Origin of the sequence: Leucobacter sp. G161 (genome assembly GCF_001482305.1) — a bacterium.
Lineage (GTDB): Bacteria > Actinomycetota > Actinomycetes > Actinomycetales > Microbacteriaceae > Leucobacter.
Window position 1 is genome coordinate 20,123 of record NZ_LOHP01000077.1, and the last position, 15,200, is coordinate 35,322.

The window sequence follows — 15,200 nt, forward strand, 5'->3', positions numbered from 1 at the left end:
GGGGGATTAATGCTCATAAGAATTGACGAGGCGAGCGAGCGTGCGATTTACGCCCAGATTGCAGACTCGGTGCGCGCTGATATCGCGAGCGGAAAACTGCGTCAGGGTGCGACGCTGCCCGCGGCAAAGCGGCTCGGCGAGGCGCTCGATATCAACGTGCACACGGTGCTGCGCGCCTACCAGCAGCTGCGTGACGAGCGACTGATTGACCTCAGGCGCGGCAGGGGAGCGGTGGTCACGGCGCTCGCCGGGACCCTCGTTGAGCTCTCCGGCGAGGTCAGGGCGCTCGTCGACCGGGCAAGCAGCCTCGGCGTGAGTCAGGAGACAGTGGCGGCGATGGTCGCCCACGTCGGCCCTGGCGGGCCCCCTCCCGCCGGCAATGAACCTATCCCACTCAGAGCGATTCAGGAGGAGACCGCCGCATGAGGGACAACCTACCCATTCCGCTGCGACCCGAGACGCCTGGGGAGGACCCTGCAGGCGCTGCGGGTCCTGAGGCCATGAAACGTGAGCAGGGCCAGCAGCAGCAGCCGGAACACCCAGAACTGCCGCGTGCGCGCACCGCCGCCCGCATTGTTGGCCTGTACATTCCGCTCGGCCTCGTCGTCGTGCAACTCATCGTCTTCCTCGCATGGCTGCCGCGGCTCCCCGACGAGGTGGCCGTGCACTGGAGTGGGGCGGGTGTGCCCGACGGCTTCGCTAGCCCGATCGTCCCGCTCCTGATGTTCCCGCTTGGGGGCCTGGTGATGGCCTCGCTGTTCTTCCTCACCAAGATGATGGATCTGCAGGCGAAGGCTTCGCCGAAGCGCGCCGGCGACGCATGGGGGCCGATGAACCGTCTGGTGCCAGCGATTGTGCTTTCCGGGAGCGTACTTATCTTTATGCTCGGGATCTTCACGACCTGGATGCAACTCGACCTCGCGGATGGCCGCGACCTTGAACCGAACGCCTGGGTGTCAATCCTTCCAACGCTGGTGGGTACTGTGGCGGGAGGCCTGGGGTATCTTGCGCAGCCAAAACTCCGGGTGAGCGCCGCGGTAGACGCGGATGCCGGTGCACCGCTGGAGCTCGCGGGGAGCGAGCGGGTGGCTTGGCTCGGCGTGATCGGCGTGACGAAGCCGTACCTCTGGACGATGGTTATCGCGCTCGTCGTTGTGGTCGCCAGTTTCATCTTCGTGCTCTCGCTGCGCCCGATGAACACTGTGATTATCGTTGTCAACGGCGTGCTGCTTGCACTCGTGTTGGTGCTCACCGTGGTGGGAGTGCGCTTCAACGTGCGGATCGATGAGCGCGGCTTCGAGGCCCGATCCTTCATCGGTTGGCCGGTGCTCCGCGCCCGAGCAACCAACATCGCGGATGTTTCGGTGGGTGAGATCAACCCCTTCAATGAGTTCGGCGGCTGGGGCCTACGACTGTCGGTCGACGGGAAAATTGGCGTCGTGATGCGAACGGGCGAGGGGCTGAGGATCGAACGGCGCAGGGGTCGGCCACTGGTCATCACCCTTGACGATGCAGACGCAGCCGCATCGGCGCTGGCCACGGCGGCCAAGCAGGCGCAGGCGGAGCCGCCGCCTGCAGCAGCTCCGACGGGAGGCGACACATGAGCGCGGATCTACGGCTGCCACGCGCCAAGCGTGCCGCCCTCATCATCGGCACGCTGCTCCCGGCGCTGCTCATCCTGCTGTCGGGAGTCTTGCAGATCGCGTGGATGCCGCGCATGCCGAGCCCGGCGGCGGTTCACTGGGGCGCCTCGGGCATGCCTGACGGGTTCGGTTCTCCGTGGCAGAACCTTGGGATCCTGACACTCAGTAACGCACTCATTCTGCTCCTGCCGCTGCTCGAGCGGTTCCAGAGCCGCCGCGCGGCTGCCGCCCAGGCCAAGCCCACCTGGGCAGGGAATAGTCGCCTGATGCCCGCATTCGTGCTCGGCCTCACCATCTCGCTGCAGACGCAGGCGCTGGGATCAGCGTGGGTGCAGCTCGACGCCGCAGATGCGCGCGAGACAGGCTCGACGTTCGGGTTCCTTATTGGCGGTTTTGTCGCGGGGTTCGTCATCGGCGTCTTTGCGTTCCTGGTGCAGCCGAAGCTCCAGCTCAACCCAGAAACCGGCGAGCCGCCAGCCGAGCCGCTGCCGCTGGGCGGTGCAGAACGCGCAGCCTGGGTTGGTGAGATCACACCATCACGGTCAGTTGCATGGGTGGTGGGTGTTACTGTCGTGCTGCTCGCGGCGCTCACGGTGTGGATGTTCACCGTTGACCCGGTCGGCGGGTGGGTCGCCTTGGGAACCCTCGTGTTCTCTGCGGGGCTGTTGGTGACGTGTCTGTGGTTTCGAGTGCGGATCGGGCCGCAGGGATTCGCGGCGAAATCGATCGTGGGCTGGCCGGTGTTTCGTGTGCCCGCGGAGGAGGTTGTCAGCGTCGTGACCGCAGACATCAACCCGCTCGGAGAGTTTGGTGGGTGGGGGCTCCGCCTGTCGGGCAACCGCACGGGGCTTGTGCCTCGGGGAGGCGAAGGCCTGGTGATTACCCGGCGCGACGGCCGGGTGCTCGTGGTGACGATGTCCGATGCTGAGACCGCCGCCACCGTGCTTACCGCGGCGGCGCAGGCCGCGGCCGACACTACGCCGCAGGGAGACGAGGCCCCGAGATCCATCCCGCGCATTCGCACCGATATCGAAGGAGATTCGCTATGACCACCGATCCTCGCTCAGGCGCAGCGTCACCCCCAGCGACACCGGCAGCGGCCATGCCGACAACGCCTGTTACGCCCCCGCTGCCACAGCCCGGGGGCGCGCGACAGCCCGCCAGTGAGCCCGCCCCGCTCACGAGGGTGCCGTGGGCTGCCGTCGTCGTCTTCTCGGTGATCGCGATGGGCCTCGCCTGGCTCGTGATGCTGCCGATGTGGCTGCTGATCGGCTCGAACCCGACGTCACTCTCGATGACGGAGCAGCTCCTCGCGCAGCTGCTCCCGACGGTGATGATGTTCACGCCAGCGATTGCGATGCTCGTCGTGGTGTTCTTCATGAAGGTGCCGCGTGCAGGCCGCGCAAGGTTCCTCGGGCTGTGGCCGCTGAGCCCCGCGAAGCGGGTCGTCTGGTTCATTGTGCTTGGCAACTTTGGGCCGATCGCCCTGGTGATCCTTGCGTTACTCGTGGCGACGGCTTTCGGCTGGTTCACGCCCGACTTCGCGAACCTGTCGGGTTTCACCGCCAGCCTCGTTGCCTCGGGAGTTTCGGCCGAGAGCGTTGGGTCTCTCCTCGTCGTGCAGCTCGCGCTCATCCCGATTGCCGGCATCCTCAACATCCTCCCCGCGTTCGGCGAGGAGATTGGCTGGCGGGGCTGGCTGCTGCCCGCACTCAGGCCACTCGGTACCTGGCCCGCACTGCTCGTGAGCGGCGCGATCTGGGGGCTCTGGCATACGCCGGTCACGCTGCTCGGGCACAACTTCGGCTTCTACGACTGGCGCGGGGTCGTGCTCATGACAGTGGGCTGCGTGTTCCTCGGTGTGCTGTTTGGGTGGCTGCGGCTGCGCAGCGGCTCGGTGTGGCCGGCCGCCGTTGCGCACGGCGCGTTCAATGGGGCAGCAGGAACATTTGGCATATTCGCGATGGCGGGCGCACCCCTGTCGATGCCACTGGTGAACCCGCTTGGGGTCTCCGGCTGGATCGCGGCCGCGATCATTATTGTGCTGCTCCTCGCGACGAAGCAGTTCGGTAAGGAGCCGGCGCTCGCGCCGCCCCGCCGCTAGGCGCGAGCCGCAGAAGCGAAACGGCAGGAGCCCCAACGAACACGTTGGGGCTCCTGCCGTTTCGCTGTGCAGCGGCTAGTTGCTCTCCTCCGCCTGGAACCAAGCGGGGAGGAGATGCGGGAGGTTTTCGAAGAAACGCTCGCGTGACATGTCGCCCTCGAGGATCCACACGCGGATCGCTCCGGTTGCGCCGTTCGCGAGGAACGCGGCTGCGACGTCGAGATCCACATCGGGGATCGCGGGCTTGCGCTTGCGGCGCTTGGTCAGGTAGGTTTCGGCGACGCCGGTGAGGAAGCGGGACAGCATGATCGGGATCGTGCCGTCGACCTGATCGCTGAACGCGATCGTGTACAGCTCGCGCCGTGCCTCAAGGTGATCGAGCGACGCATAAATGTAATGCGTGAACGGATCGAGTGCGGCTGCCGGCGGGGCTGCCTCGCAGGCGGCCGACAGCTCGGTGTGGAGGGCATCGGCGAGTGCCTCGGCGGGGGTCGTGTAGTGCTTGTAGAACGTCACCCGGTTGATGCCGGCCTTTTCTGCAAGTTCCGAAACGGTGATCTCACCCACGGGCTTTTGCGTGGCGAGTTCGGTGATCGCCCCGTGAAGTGCTGCCCTGGTCCGGAGGATGCGCGCATCAGTCATGGCATCAGCCTAGCGCCCTTTCATGGAGGAATTGCAATACGGGAAAACTTTTCTGTTGTCGTATATGTAGGAAATGCACCAATAAGACTGGCCACGTCTGTCGAAATGACGCGTTGCCACTGTCACGACCCTATGAGGGCCCCGCTGGGAGGTGCTTACCTGCCAGCCAGCGTGTCGAAAGCTGCCCGTTACTTTCGCGGCGTACCGTGTGCTGTACCGGGCACCGTGCCCGGTTGAGGAGGCCGCAGCCACCCTCGTACAGCTACGGCCGACTCGTTTCGCCGGGGCCGCCCCGGCAGAACGAAGGAGCCGCCGTGGCACATTCCCGGGATACCCTCCAGCAGCCCTCGATCGACCTGAGCGAATCGCTCGGACAGGTAGAGCGCACCTACGTCCTCGATACGTCGGTGTTGCTCAGCGATCCGTCGGCGATCTTCAGGTTCGCAGAACACAGCATTGTGCTGCCCGTGGTTGTTGTGACCGAGCTTGAGAAGAAACGGCACGACCCCGAGATCGGGTATTTCGCGCGCCGTGCGCTGCGACTGCTTGACGGGCTGCGCGAGCGGCATGAGCGGCTCGACTTCCCCGTGCCTGTCGGCGACGACGGCGGCACGTTGCGGGTCGAACTCAACCACTCAAACTCCGAGGTGCTGCCGAGCGGGATGCGGCTGGGGGATAACGACACGAGAATCCTGGCCGTCGCGCAGAGCCTCGCCACCGAGGGTCTCGCGGTGACGGTGGTGTCGAAGGATCTCCCGATGCGGGTGAAGGCAGCAGCGCTCGGTCTCGGCGCGGAGGAATACCGCAACGACCAGACAGGTGACGACAGCTACCTCGGGACCGCAACGATCGAACTCACCGATGCTGAAATGGACACCCTGTGGGAAGAGGAACGGCTTGACGACGTTGCTCCGGTCAGTGAACTCACGCTCGGCACCGGCCTCATCATGAGTGCGCCGGGTGGCGGATCGGCCCTCGGTCGCGTCGATGGGGCGTCCTCGCTTCGACTGATTCGCGGCGACCGCGAGGTCTTCGGGGTGCACGGGCGGAGCGCCGAACAACGGCTCGCCATCGACTTGCTGCTTGACCCGGAGGTCGGAATCGTGTCGCTCGGCGGGAAAGCAGGCACCGGCAAGTCGGCGCTCGCGCTCGCTGCCGGTCTCGAAGCCGTCCTCGAACGGCAACAGCACCGCAAGGTGATGGTGTTCCGGCCGATGTACGCCGTTGGCGGCCAGGAGCTTGGGTATCTGCCGGGCGATCAGCAGGACAAGATGAACCCTTGGGGCCAGGCGGTGTTCGACACGCTCGGGTCGATCGTTTCGCAAAACGTGCTCGACGAGGTGGTGGCTCGAGATCTGGTCGAGGTGCTCCCGCTCACCCACATTCGTGGGCGGTCGCTCCACGATGCGTTTGTCATCGTGGACGAGGCGCAGTCGCTCGAACGGAATGTGCTGCTCACGATGCTCAGCCGCATCGGTCAGCGGTCGCGGGTGGTGCTCACACACGATGTCGGTCAGCGCGACAATCTGCGCGTCGGTCGGCACGACGGAATCGCCGCCGTGATTGAGAAGCTGAAGGGTCACTCGTTGTTTGGGCACGTCACGCTCACCCGAAGCGAGCGGAGCGATATCGCGGCGCTGGTGACGCAGCTGCTCGACGCGTAGCGGATCAGCAGTCGTGCGGGTCGGTGCTACTAGGGAGTGCCGGCCCGTTCTGCTGCGTCCCAGCGCTCGGTCGCCGCGAGGTTTGCTGCGGCGCTCTCGCCCGCGGCGTTCGTGTCGCGGCGGCGGATCGCGTCGAGCACCTCTTCGTGTCCACGTGGATCGTCGCGCCGGAATCCGTCGCGGGTGATTGCGGACTGCACGGAATCCTGGAGTTGGGGGAGGAGCGCGGTGTAAATCTCGAAGAGGATCGGATTGTGTGCGGCGCGCGCGATTTCCTCGTGGACCGCGGAATCAGCCTCCGCCCACCGATCCGCTGGCACGGTCGCTCGGTGGGCGAGCGCGGCCTCGATGCGGGCGATGTCGTGCTCGTCGGCGCGTTCGGCCGCGAGGCGCGCGAGTTGCGGTTCGATCGCGGCGCGCGCCTCGAGGACATCGGCGATCGTGCCGCCAGACCGAGCGAGCGCGCCCGGCACCTCGCTGCGGGCGCTGACAAACGTGCCATCACCGCGCCGAATGTCGAGCATGCCGCTGTACTGCAGGGCGCGCAGGGCCTCCCGGAGCGTGCCGCGGGCAACGCCCAGGCTGGCGATGAGCTCGGGTTCGGGCGGGATCCGCTCGCCGACCGGCCAGCGACCCTCGACGATCTCCGTGCGCAGGCGCTCAACGACCTGATCGCTCAATGACGTTTGCCGTACCGGTTCAAGGCTCATATGTGCAATGATAGTACGGCCAAAAGGTTAGACGTTTGATGTTTGGATGAATATGTCGTTGAATTCCACCCGCACTCCCTCCCGCAGCCGCCCCGCGCTCATGATCGTGGCGCTGATCCTCGTCGCGCTCAATCTGCGCCTCGCGATCACCAGCGCTGCGTCGCTGCTCACCATGCTTACCGAGGCGGGTGCGCTCAACGCAGTCACCGTCGTGCTCATCCCGGCGATCCCGACCGCGGTCTTCGCGATCGCTGGTGTGAGCACAGCGCGCGTCGCCGCCCGCTGGGGTGCCGAGCGCACGGTTGCTGGCGGCATGGTCATCCTTGTCGCCGGGCTACTCATCCGAGCCCTCCCGGATCCGTGGATCGTGGTCATCGGCACCGTCATCGCGACCGGTGGCCTGGCCGTCGTGAACATCTTGCTGCCCGCCGTCGTGCGTGCACACTTCGGCCGAAGCATCGGCACAGTGACGACCGTCTACACGACCGCAATGTCGCTGGGGGCGGCGACCGCAGCCGCTGCCGCAGTCCCGGTGGCGCAGCGACTCGGAAGCCCAACGCTCGGGCTTGCCGCGTGGGCGATTCCCGCAATCATTGGGCTTGTCGCGTGGGCGCTCTTCATGCCGCTGCGCGGTGAACGCGGCACCGGTCTGGCGGCCGCAGTCGTCGCGGAGACATCCACGCACAGCGCCGAAACGGCGGCAGGCGCGGCCACACGACGGGAGCCATTCCCCGCGGGAACCTGGCTGCTCGCGAGCTTCTTCGCGATCCAAGCACTGCTGAGCTACGTGCTCATGGGCTGGCTGCCGAGCATCGCAACCGACGCGGGGCTGTCTGCTGAGCGGGCCGGACTGCTGCTCGGCATCGCGATGGCCGTTGGGGTTCCGGCGACAGCCGTCATTGTCCCCCTCACACGTGGGGTGAAACGGATGCGGCTCGGATTCGCCATTGTCGGGGCCGCGAGCCTCACGGGCATGCTCGGGCTCTTGCTTGCCCCCACCGCGATGCCGGAACTCTGGGCAGCGTTCCTCGGGCTCGGCATGTGCGCGTTCCCGCTCGCGCTTGCGCTCATCGCGAGTCTCGGGAAGGACGCCGCAGAGTCCGCACGCGTATCAACCGCCGTTCAGTCCATCGGATACACCGTCGCGACGCTCGGGCCGCTCGGGGCTGGCGCCATGAGACAGATGACGGGCGGATGGACCCTGGTGCTGGTGCTGCTCATGGTGGGTGCGGCGGCGCAGGTGACTGTCGGCCTGCTGCTGACACAGGTGGTCGGCAAACGCGGAGCAGTAGAAGGCCGTTAACGCCGATCCCCGTGGCGGGGTTCTCCGTCGTCCTCTTCGTCAACGTCTTCATCGTGGACATCGCCGAGATCCGGGAGCACAATGACACCCGTCTGCAGTGCCTCGTCAATCACGGCCTCGACCTGGCGCTGGCGGCGCAACTGCACACGACTGAGCGCACGCTGCTCGGGGAGGCTCCAGCCGAAGCGCACCGCAAGCAGGCGCAACAGCGTCGTGACGACAACACAAGCGAAACCGGCAATAAGCACAGGCACGTCAAAGGCCAGCAGTCCGAGTAACACGATGATGCCGCCCATCGACGCGACGGCGTAGAACGAGCCGACGTGCATCAGCGCGATGGGGATATTCAGGATGATGTCGCGCAGAACACCACCACCGACTGCCGACACAGTCCCGATGAAGAGGGCCGGAATGACCGGCAGGCCGAGCGACAACGCCTTCGTCGCGCCAATCGCCCCGAACATGCCAATACTCACTGCGTCGAGCAGCGTCACCACCGGGTCGACCTTGCGAAACAATCGGGGTACCAGCATGCCGACGAACGCCGCGAGCGTTGCCGTAATCAGGTACCAGTTGATCGAGAACGCCGCGGGAGTGGTGCTCAGCAGAATGTCACGCAGGAAACCGCCACCGATTCCTGAAGCGATACCGAGGATCGCGACTCCGAGGAGGTCGAGCCGTTTGAAGCCGGCCGCGAAGAGGGCACCCTGGAGGCTGCCGACACCAACGGCCGTGAGCTCCGCCCAGAGGGGCATCGTGAATGTTTCGTCGATCACGGAACTATTCTCCCGTATACCGAGCGTCGCTCGGGTTCAGCTGGTCCCGCTCAGGTCATGCGTCTGAGTCGGTGGCGCGCTGGCGCGTGCGATCCTCCCCGCTCCTGAGCTCCCCGGCATACCCCGTGAGCGACCGATGGTACTTCGGGAGGAACGGGATGAGCGCCTCAATCGCGGTGGCCAGTGCGTCGCTCTCCCTGCCCGCCGAATGCAGTGCGAGTGCGAGGAACGCGTCGGGCGCGGCGCCCAGCTCAGCGCAACGCTCTGTGCTCTCCAATACTGAGATCGCCTCGTCGATGCGTCCGAGATTGCGGAGCGTGGAGGCGTACTGAATATCGAGTGCGGCCCGAGACGCGCCAGAAAGGCCGAGCGCGATGGCGCGCTCGTAGAGGGCAGCAGCCTCGGCCTCGTTTCCCGCCGAATCGTTCGCACCGCCAAGCTCGAAGGGGCCGCGTGGATCGCTCTCCGGAAGCTCATCCACGAGCTGTGTCATGCGGTCGAGTACATCGGCCTCGCTAGCGTCTGCGTCAGCTCAGACGGCGTCTACGCGCGCCTGCCAGGTGTGTTCCACAGCTTCGTCGCTTCTCGGCGTTTCCATGCGACTACTGTACCGAGCGCGTGGCCCCCGCCGCGGCCCCCGGCCCGTCCTGCCCCCGGCCCGTCCTGCCCCCTGCCCGTCCTGCCCCCTGCCCGCGCCCCGACCCGGGTGCTGAAAAGACATGCTCTCAGCGAGGTCATGCTTGATCTGCAGCGGAACAGGCATGATCTCGCTGAAGTGATGTCTTATGAGCGCCGAGGGGAGTGGGGTGGGGAGCGCCGAGGGGAGTGGGGCGGGGAAGGGGGCGGGGACGCCGAAGGGGGTGGCAGGGCCGAAGCCCCACCACCCCCTTCGGCGAGAGAAACTACTTTGCGACGCCCGGGTGGGTCATCGAGAGCAGATCCAGTGCCTTGTCGAGGTCGGCCTCGGTGACCTCGCCGCGCTCGACGTAGCCGAGATCAACGACTGCCTCGCGCACGGTGATGCCCTCAGCAACCGAGTGCTTGGCGATCTTCGCCGCTGCCTCGTAACCGATGAGGCGGTTCAGCGGGGTGACGGTCGACGGGCTCATGCCCGCGAGCGTTGCCATGCGGTCGATGTTTGCCTCGAGGCCAGCGATCGTCTTGTCTGCGAAGACGCGCGAGACGTTCGAGAGCAGGCGGATCGACTCGAGCAGTGCGGTGCCCATGACGGGGATCATCACGTTGAGCTCGAAGTTGCCGCGTGCGCCGCCCCAGGCGATCGTTGCGTCGTTTCCGATGACGCGAGCGCACACCATGAGGGTCGCCTCGGGAACGACCGGGTTGACCTTGCCGGGCATGATGGACGAGCCGGGCTGCAAGTCGGGGATGTGGAGCTCGGCGAAGCCGGTGTTCGGGCCCGAACCCATCCAGCGGACGTCTTCGGCGATCTTCGTGAGCGAGACGGCGATGGTGCGCAGCGCGCCCGAAGCCTCGACGAGGCCGTCACGGTTTGCCTGCGCCTCGAAGTGGTTGCGTGCCTCGGTGATGGGCAGGCCACTCGACGCAGCGATCTCAGCAATGACCTTCTCGGGGAAGCCGAGCGGGGTGTTGATGCCGGTGCCGACGGCGGTGCCGCCCTGCGGGACCTCAGCGACGCGGGGGAGTGCCGCGTCGATGCGCTCGATGCCGTAGCGGATCTGCGCGGCGTAGCCGCCGAACTCCTGGCCGGGGGTGACGGGGGTCGCGTCCATGAGGTGGGTGCGGCCGGGCTTCACGGCGCTCTTCCACAGTTCAGCCTTCTCCTCGAGGGCCTCTGCGAGGTGCGCGAGCGAGGGCTTGAGCTGCTCGATGAGCGCGCCGGTCACGGCAACGTGCACGGAGGTCGGGAAGACGTCGTTCGACGACTGCGAGGCGTTCACGTGGTCGTTCGGGTGCACGGGTGCGCCGAGGTGCTTCGTCGCGAGATCCGAGAGGACCTCGTTCATGTTCATGTTCGACGAGGTGCCCGAGCCGGTCTGGTAGGTGTCGACGGGGAACTGGTCGTGGTGTGCGCCACCGATGATCTCGTCTGCAGCTGCGACGATCGCCTTGGCGATGTCTGCGTCGAGGATGCCGAGCTCAGCGTTCGCCATTGCCGCTGCGCGCTTGATGCGTGCGAGCGCGACGATCTGCGTCGCCTCAAGGCCGGTGCCTGAGATAGGGAAGTTCTCGACAGCACGCTGGGTCTGTGCCGCGTAGAGAGCGTTCTTCGGAACACGCACCTCGCCCATGGTGTCGTGCTCGATGCGGTACTCGATTTCAGTCACAATAATCCTTTGTTTCTGGAGGGGTCTTTGAGGGATGAAGAGGGATGAAGAGGGATGAAGCTAGTGCGGAGTGAAGCTAATTCAGGGGAGCAAGCTCAAGGTCAACCGGGCCGACGACCGTGTACGGCACGGCGCGACCCTCGGTGAGACGGTACTGGCAACCGACGACCGCGAGGCGGCCGGCATCGACCGCGTCGCTGATGGCACGCGACGTGCGAAGCAGTTCGTTGACGGTCGCGCCGAGGTGGAGACGGCCAACGGCGTTGGCGTCGACCTTTGTCGGATCGACGTAGGGGGTATCGGTGCGGCCCTGGAGCCACAGCTGCTGCACCGAAGGCTGGATCGGAGCGAGCGTGTTCTTCACCGACACCGTCGTATCCGAGGGCTCCCGTCCCGACTGGTCGATGGCCGCGGCGACGGCGCCGCAGGAGTCGTGCGCGAGCACCACGCTGAGCGATGCGCCCAGTTCGGTTACGGCATACTCCATTGACGCAGTGATCGATTCGGCGACGACGTGGCCCATGTTGCGCGCAATGAACAGATCGCCGAGGCCGCAATCGAAAATGATCTCGGCAGCAAGTCGTGAATCTGAGCAGCCAAACAGTGCGACGTCAGGCGTCTGTTGGTTGACGAGCTCGCTGCGGCGCTCAACGTTCTGGTTCGGGTGTGCCGAGCCGCCGGTGACGAAGCGTTCGTTACCGGCGATGAGTGTGTCCCACGCCTGTTGGGGTGTGACGCGCTGGGAGTCCTCGCTCATGCGGTGCCCTCCTCGCCTGCGGCTGGGGTGGTTGCTTCGAAGTCCGCGAGTGAGTCAGCCACCTGGGTCGCAAGGACGCGGATAGTGGCTTCATCGTCGGTGCCGTACACGAGCACAGAGTTGCTGCCGACGACGCCCTCGAGCCCGAAGCGCATGTTCACTTCGTTGGCCTTGCGATCCTGGTGATCGTAGACCTTCCAGTCGATACCGCCGAGCTGATCGGTTCCGGTAGGGTCTTGCTCCTCAAGCTTGCCTGCGATCCACTTTGCCGGTACCGGCTCACCGTCCGCGGTGTACGCCTGCACGACCGACGCGAATGCCTCGTTCTCGGTTGTGTAGAGGATCTGCCAGTACGTCACGCCGCTGTCGACGGTGAGCGAAGCCTGCTTCGCCTTCCAGGTGTCTGGAACGTCGGGCACCGCGAGTGAATAGTCGGCGCCAGCCGTCTCCGCTGCGTGCGCGACATCAACCGAGCGGTCTGCAAAGTCGCCAGCCTCGCGGGGCACCATGAGATAGATCACAAAGACAACGGCGACAGTGACCAGTAGCGAGAACACCAGGTTGTTGACGGTCTTGCGTGACTTGTATAGTCGCGTACCTTCGGCCTTGCGTGCAGCGGTCTCGGCCGCCGTCTCAGGGCGGCCAAGCTCGGCGACGATATTCGGACGTTTCTGCTTCGCCATAGTTAGAACTCTTCGCCATTCTCGGGCTGGGTTGCGGCGCCAGATGCACCGGAAGCTGCGCCGCCCTGGCGCGCGTCTTCGAGTCGTTTGCGTGCGCCAATGAGCCACTCTTCGCAGCGGGTCGCGAGTGCCTCGCCGCGTTCCCACAGCTGGAGCGATTCCTCGAGCGTGGCACCGCCCTGTTCGAGACGACTCACCACCTGGATGAGCTCATCTCGAGCTTGCTCATAGCTCAGCTCGGCGAGGTCTGCTTCGATCGGGGCAGTCATGCCTGCCAGTCTAGCCGCTCCGCCTCAGAGCTCGTCGAGGCCCGTGCCCGTCGAGGTCGCGCCGATGCGGCCGCCGACGACGCTCACGCGCAGCGAGGTGCCGGAGGGGGCGTCGGCAGGGTCGCGCAGCACCGCTCCGCCCGGGAGCTGCACGATCGCGTAGCCGCGTTCGAGGGTCGCCTTCGGGGAGAGCGCCCTGAGATGGGCGCGGGTTTCTGCGAGTGAGCTCGCCCGATCCACAATCGCGCGATCCGCGAGCTCGGCACCGCGGGCCACCCAGCGCACGAGCTCGTCGGCGCGCTCGTCAACGAGGCGGTCAGGGTTCGCGAGCACGGGCCGCTGCCGCAGCTGGGAGATGCGGTCTGCCTCGTATGCGAAGAGCTGTGTCACCCGGCTCGACATGCGGCTGCGCGCCTGGTCGATGCCAGCGAGTTCTTCGCCGACGTCGGGGACGACGCGCTTCGCCGCGTCGGTCGGGGTCGACGCGCGGAGATCAGCGACCTCGTCGAGCAGTGGCCGATCCGCCTCGTGCCCGATTGCGCTCACGATCGGCGTCCGTGCCTCGGCCGCAGCCCGCACGACCGCCTCGTCCGAGAACGGCAGCAGGTTCTGGAAATCGCCGCCGCCGCGCGCGACGATGATGACGTCGACGTCGGGATCCGCGTCGAGCGCGCGAATTCCCGCGGTCACCTCGCTCGCGGCGCGGTCGCCCTGCACCGCCGCGTAGTGGATCTTGAACTGCACGCCCGGCCAGCGCAGCGTCGCGTTGCGCACCACGTCTTTCTCGGCGTCGGAGTCGCGGCCAGTCACGAGCCCGATCTTGCCGGGAAGGAAGGGGAGCGTCTGCTTCCGATCCTCCGCGAACAGTCCCTCGGACTGGAGCTGGCGGCGCAGCCGCTCGAGCCGCTCGAGCAGCTCACCGAGACCCACGTGCGACAGGTCGAAGACCTGCATCGTGAGCGAGCCGCCCTTCACCCAGAAGTTCGGCTTCACGAGCGCGATGACGCGGTCGCCCTGCTTAAACTCGGCGGTGAGGCGCTGCGCGACCGACCGCCAGACTGTGAAGCTCACGGTCGCATCCTGTGAGAGGTCGCGGAGCTTGCCGTAGACGTGGCCGCCGCGCACCTGCCACTGCGTGACCTCGCCCTCGACCCAGACCTGGCCGAGCTTGTCGATCCAGCCGGCGACCTTCTCGCTCATGAGGGCGACCGGCCACGGGGCGTCACGGGTTGCGGGTGCGTCTGTTGCCATGTGTTCGAGCCTAGCCGGGCGATCTGACAGCGCGGGCGCGCCGCGGCCACCCCGCGCTCACAGCGCTCAGACTGATTGCTCAGAGTTAGCGGCGTACACTGGGGGGTATGACTCAGCAGGCTTCGGTAGTGAATCAGCGCACCATTGGTGCACCGGTTGTGAGCCTGGCGATGCCGCGTATGCGCCGCCTGGGCGGCAGGCTGAAGAACCTGCCCGTCGAGGGCGACAAGCGAGTGCTCCTCGCCGCGCCCCGCGGCTACTGCGCCGGGGTGGATCGAGCGGTCGTCGCCGTCGAGAAGGCGCTCGAACGCTACGGCGCTCCCGTGTATGTGCGCAAGCAGATCGTGCACAACGTGCACGTCGTGCAGACGCTCGAGAAGATGGGCGCGATCTTCGTTGAGGAGGTCGAGGAGGTGCCCGAGGGCTCCAACGTCGTCTTCTCGGCGCACGGTGTATCGCCCGCGGTCGTGCAGGAAGCGGAGGATCGCCACCTCCACGCGATCGACGCGACCTGCCCGCTCGTGACGAAGGTGCACCGCGAGGCTGTGCGCTTCGCGAAGCAGGACATGGAGATCCTGCTCATCGGCCACACCGGTCACGAAGAGGTTGAGGGCACCGCCGGACAGGCCCCGGAGCTCATCACGATCGTGAACTCGCCCGACGATGTTGATGGGCTCGTGGTGAAGGATCCGGATCGCCTGGTCTGGCTTTCGCAGACCACCCTGTCGGTCGACGAGACGATGGAGACGGTGCGCCGGCTCCGCGAGCGCTTCCCGAACCTGCAGGATCCGCCCTCTGACGACATTTGCTACGCGACGCAGAACCGCCAGGTCGCGATTAAGAAGATCGCGCCCGAGGCCGACCTCGTGCTCGTCGTGGGATCCACGAACTCATCGAACTCGGTGCGCCTCGTTGAGGTCGCGCTCGAGTACGGCGCAAAGGCCGCGTACCTCGTTGACTTCGCCGAAGAAGTGAAGCAGGAGTGGCTCGAGGGCGTCAACACGATTGGCATCTCGAGCGGTGCTTCGGTGCCTGAGGTGCTCGTGCAGGAGCTGCTCGACGATCTCGGCGAGGCCGGCTACGAAGACGTTC

16 protein-coding genes are annotated in these 15,200 nt (G+C 66.2%); 7 read left to right on the forward strand and 9 right to left on the reverse strand.

Going from position 1 to position 15,200, the window contains the following annotated elements; genetic code table 11:
- Nucleotides 1-9 precede the first annotated feature (9 nt).
- From AUL38_RS13185 to AUL38_RS13200, 4 genes are read left to right on the forward strand one after another with little or no spacing between them, the layout of a single operon-like run.
- Complete coding sequence (locus tag AUL38_RS13185; protein ID WP_083506877.1) at nucleotides 10-426, forward strand: GntR family transcriptional regulator; 417 nt, start codon at nucleotides 10-12, stop codon at nucleotides 424-426.
- Entirely contained in the window at nucleotides 423-1,604 is a 1,182-nt protein-coding gene (locus tag AUL38_RS13190; protein WP_083506878.1) for a DUF1648 domain-containing protein, read from the forward strand. The genes AUL38_RS13185 and AUL38_RS13190 overlap by 4 nt, the downstream gene beginning before the upstream one ends.
- Nucleotides 1,601-2,692, forward strand: coding sequence for a DUF1648 domain-containing protein (locus AUL38_RS13195; protein ID WP_059062846.1), 1,092 nt, complete (start codon nucleotides 1,601-1,603; stop codon nucleotides 2,690-2,692). The genes AUL38_RS13190 and AUL38_RS13195 overlap by 4 nt, the downstream gene beginning before the upstream one ends.
- Complete coding sequence (locus AUL38_RS13200; RefSeq protein WP_235590720.1) at nucleotides 2,689-3,747, forward strand: CPBP family intramembrane glutamic endopeptidase; 1,059 nt, start codon at nucleotides 2,689-2,691, stop codon at nucleotides 3,745-3,747. Before AUL38_RS13195 ends, AUL38_RS13200 begins: the two co-directional genes overlap by 4 nt.
- Before the next feature lie 75 nt (nucleotides 3,748-3,822).
- Here AUL38_RS13200 and AUL38_RS13205 read toward each other — a convergent pair whose 3' ends face one another.
- On the reverse strand, nucleotides 3,823-4,389 hold the full coding sequence (locus AUL38_RS13205) for a TetR/AcrR family transcriptional regulator (RefSeq protein WP_059062847.1): 567 nt from the start codon (nucleotides 4,387-4,389) through the stop codon (nucleotides 3,823-3,825).
- Nucleotides 4,390-4,739: 350 nt separating this feature from the next.
- Here AUL38_RS13205 and AUL38_RS13210 point away from each other — a divergent pair, with 350 nt between their 5' ends.
- A complete protein-coding gene (locus tag AUL38_RS13210) occupies nucleotides 4,740-6,053 on the forward strand; it encodes a PhoH family protein (protein WP_235590722.1) in 1,314 nt (437 codons plus the stop codon).
- A 29-nt stretch (nucleotides 6,054-6,082) separates the two neighbouring features.
- Here the strand turns inward: AUL38_RS13210 and AUL38_RS13215 are convergent, their stop codons facing one another.
- Nucleotides 6,083-6,763, reverse strand: a complete 681-nt coding sequence (locus AUL38_RS13215) for a FadR/GntR family transcriptional regulator (RefSeq protein ID WP_083506880.1) — start codon at nucleotides 6,761-6,763, stop codon at nucleotides 6,083-6,085.
- A 46-nt stretch (nucleotides 6,764-6,809) separates the two neighbouring features.
- Here AUL38_RS13215 and AUL38_RS13220 point away from each other — a divergent pair, with 46 nt between their 5' ends.
- Nucleotides 6,810-8,066, forward strand: a complete 1,257-nt coding sequence (locus AUL38_RS13220) for an MFS transporter (RefSeq protein ID WP_083506881.1) — start codon at nucleotides 6,810-6,812, stop codon at nucleotides 8,064-8,066.
- Here the strand turns inward: AUL38_RS13220 and AUL38_RS13225 are convergent.
- The 7 genes from AUL38_RS13225 to xseA form a co-directional block, all read right to left on the reverse strand.
- Nucleotides 8,063-8,842, reverse strand: a complete 780-nt coding sequence (locus tag AUL38_RS13225) for a trimeric intracellular cation channel family protein (RefSeq protein ID WP_235590721.1) — start codon at nucleotides 8,840-8,842, stop codon at nucleotides 8,063-8,065. The genes AUL38_RS13220 and AUL38_RS13225 overlap by 4 nt on opposite strands.
- A 55-nt stretch (nucleotides 8,843-8,897) precedes the next feature.
- The gene (locus tag AUL38_RS13230) at nucleotides 8,898-9,335 is read right to left on the reverse strand and encodes a tetratricopeptide repeat protein (protein WP_083506883.1); all 438 of its coding nucleotides are present in this window, start codon (nucleotides 9,333-9,335) and stop codon (nucleotides 8,898-8,900) included.
- Nucleotides 9,336-9,744: 409 nt separating this feature from the next.
- Nucleotides 9,745-11,148: a class II fumarate hydratase gene (locus AUL38_RS13235; protein WP_059062851.1), complete on the reverse strand. Its 1,404-nt coding sequence runs from the start codon at nucleotides 11,146-11,148 to the stop codon at nucleotides 9,745-9,747.
- 76 nt (nucleotides 11,149-11,224) lie between these two features.
- Nucleotides 11,225-11,905: a carbonic anhydrase gene (locus AUL38_RS13240; RefSeq protein ID WP_059062852.1), complete on the reverse strand. Its 681-nt coding sequence runs from the start codon at nucleotides 11,903-11,905 to the stop codon at nucleotides 11,225-11,227.
- Complete coding sequence (locus AUL38_RS13245) at nucleotides 11,902-12,588, reverse strand: DUF4245 family protein (RefSeq protein ID WP_059062853.1); 687 nt, start codon at nucleotides 12,586-12,588, stop codon at nucleotides 11,902-11,904. Before AUL38_RS13245 ends, AUL38_RS13240 begins: the two co-directional genes overlap by 4 nt.
- A 2-nt stretch (nucleotides 12,589-12,590) precedes the next feature.
- Complete coding sequence (locus AUL38_RS13250) at nucleotides 12,591-12,857, reverse strand: exodeoxyribonuclease VII small subunit (RefSeq protein WP_059062854.1); 267 nt, start codon at nucleotides 12,855-12,857, stop codon at nucleotides 12,591-12,593.
- A 24-nt stretch (nucleotides 12,858-12,881) separates the two neighbouring features.
- Nucleotides 12,882-14,108 (reverse strand): exodeoxyribonuclease VII large subunit, encoded by a 1,227-nt coding sequence (xseA, locus tag AUL38_RS13255; RefSeq protein ID WP_059062855.1) that lies wholly within the window; start codon nucleotides 14,106-14,108, stop codon nucleotides 12,882-12,884.
- Nucleotides 14,109-14,278: 170 nt separating this feature from the next.
- Between xseA and AUL38_RS13260 the strand changes: the two genes are divergently transcribed.
- A partial coding sequence (locus AUL38_RS13260; RefSeq protein WP_059062859.1) for a 4-hydroxy-3-methylbut-2-enyl diphosphate reductase occupies nucleotides 14,279-15,200 on the forward strand: 922 nt, incomplete at its 3' end.

Coding starts and splice junctions, on each gene's coding strand:
- AUL38_RS13185 (WP_083506877.1), top strand. CDS start 10: ATGCTCATAAGAATTGACGAGGCGAGCGAGCGTGCGATTTACGCCCAG.
- AUL38_RS13190 (WP_083506878.1), top strand. CDS start 423: ATGAGGGACAACCTACCCATTCCGCTGCGACCCGAGACGCCTGGGGAG.
- AUL38_RS13195 (WP_059062846.1), top strand. CDS start 1,601: ATGAGCGCGGATCTACGGCTGCCACGCGCCAAGCGTGCCGCCCTCATC.
- AUL38_RS13200 (WP_235590720.1), top strand. CDS start 2,689: ATGACCACCGATCCTCGCTCAGGCGCAGCGTCACCCCCAGCGACACCG.
- AUL38_RS13205 (WP_059062847.1), bottom strand. CDS start 4,389: ATGACTGATGCGCGCATCCTCCGGACCAGGGCAGCACTTCACGGGGCG.
- AUL38_RS13215 (WP_083506880.1), bottom strand. CDS start 6,763: ATGAGCCTTGAACCGGTACGGCAAACGTCATTGAGCGATCAGGTCGTT.
- AUL38_RS13220 (WP_083506881.1), top strand. CDS start 6,810: ATGAATATGTCGTTGAATTCCACCCGCACTCCCTCCCGCAGCCGCCCC.
- AUL38_RS13230 (WP_083506883.1), bottom strand. CDS start 9,335: ATGACACAGCTCGTGGATGAGCTTCCGGAGAGCGATCCACGCGGCCCC.
- AUL38_RS13240 (WP_059062852.1), bottom strand. CDS start 11,905: ATGAGCGAGGACTCCCAGCGCGTCACACCCCAACAGGCGTGGGACACA.
- AUL38_RS13245 (WP_059062853.1), bottom strand. CDS start 12,588: ATGGCGAAGCAGAAACGTCCGAATATCGTCGCCGAGCTTGGCCGCCCT.
- AUL38_RS13250 (WP_059062854.1), bottom strand. CDS start 12,857: ATGACTGCCCCGATCGAAGCAGACCTCGCCGAGCTGAGCTATGAGCAA.
- xseA (WP_059062855.1), bottom strand. CDS start 14,108: ATGGCAACAGACGCACCCGCAACCCGTGACGCCCCGTGGCCGGTCGCC.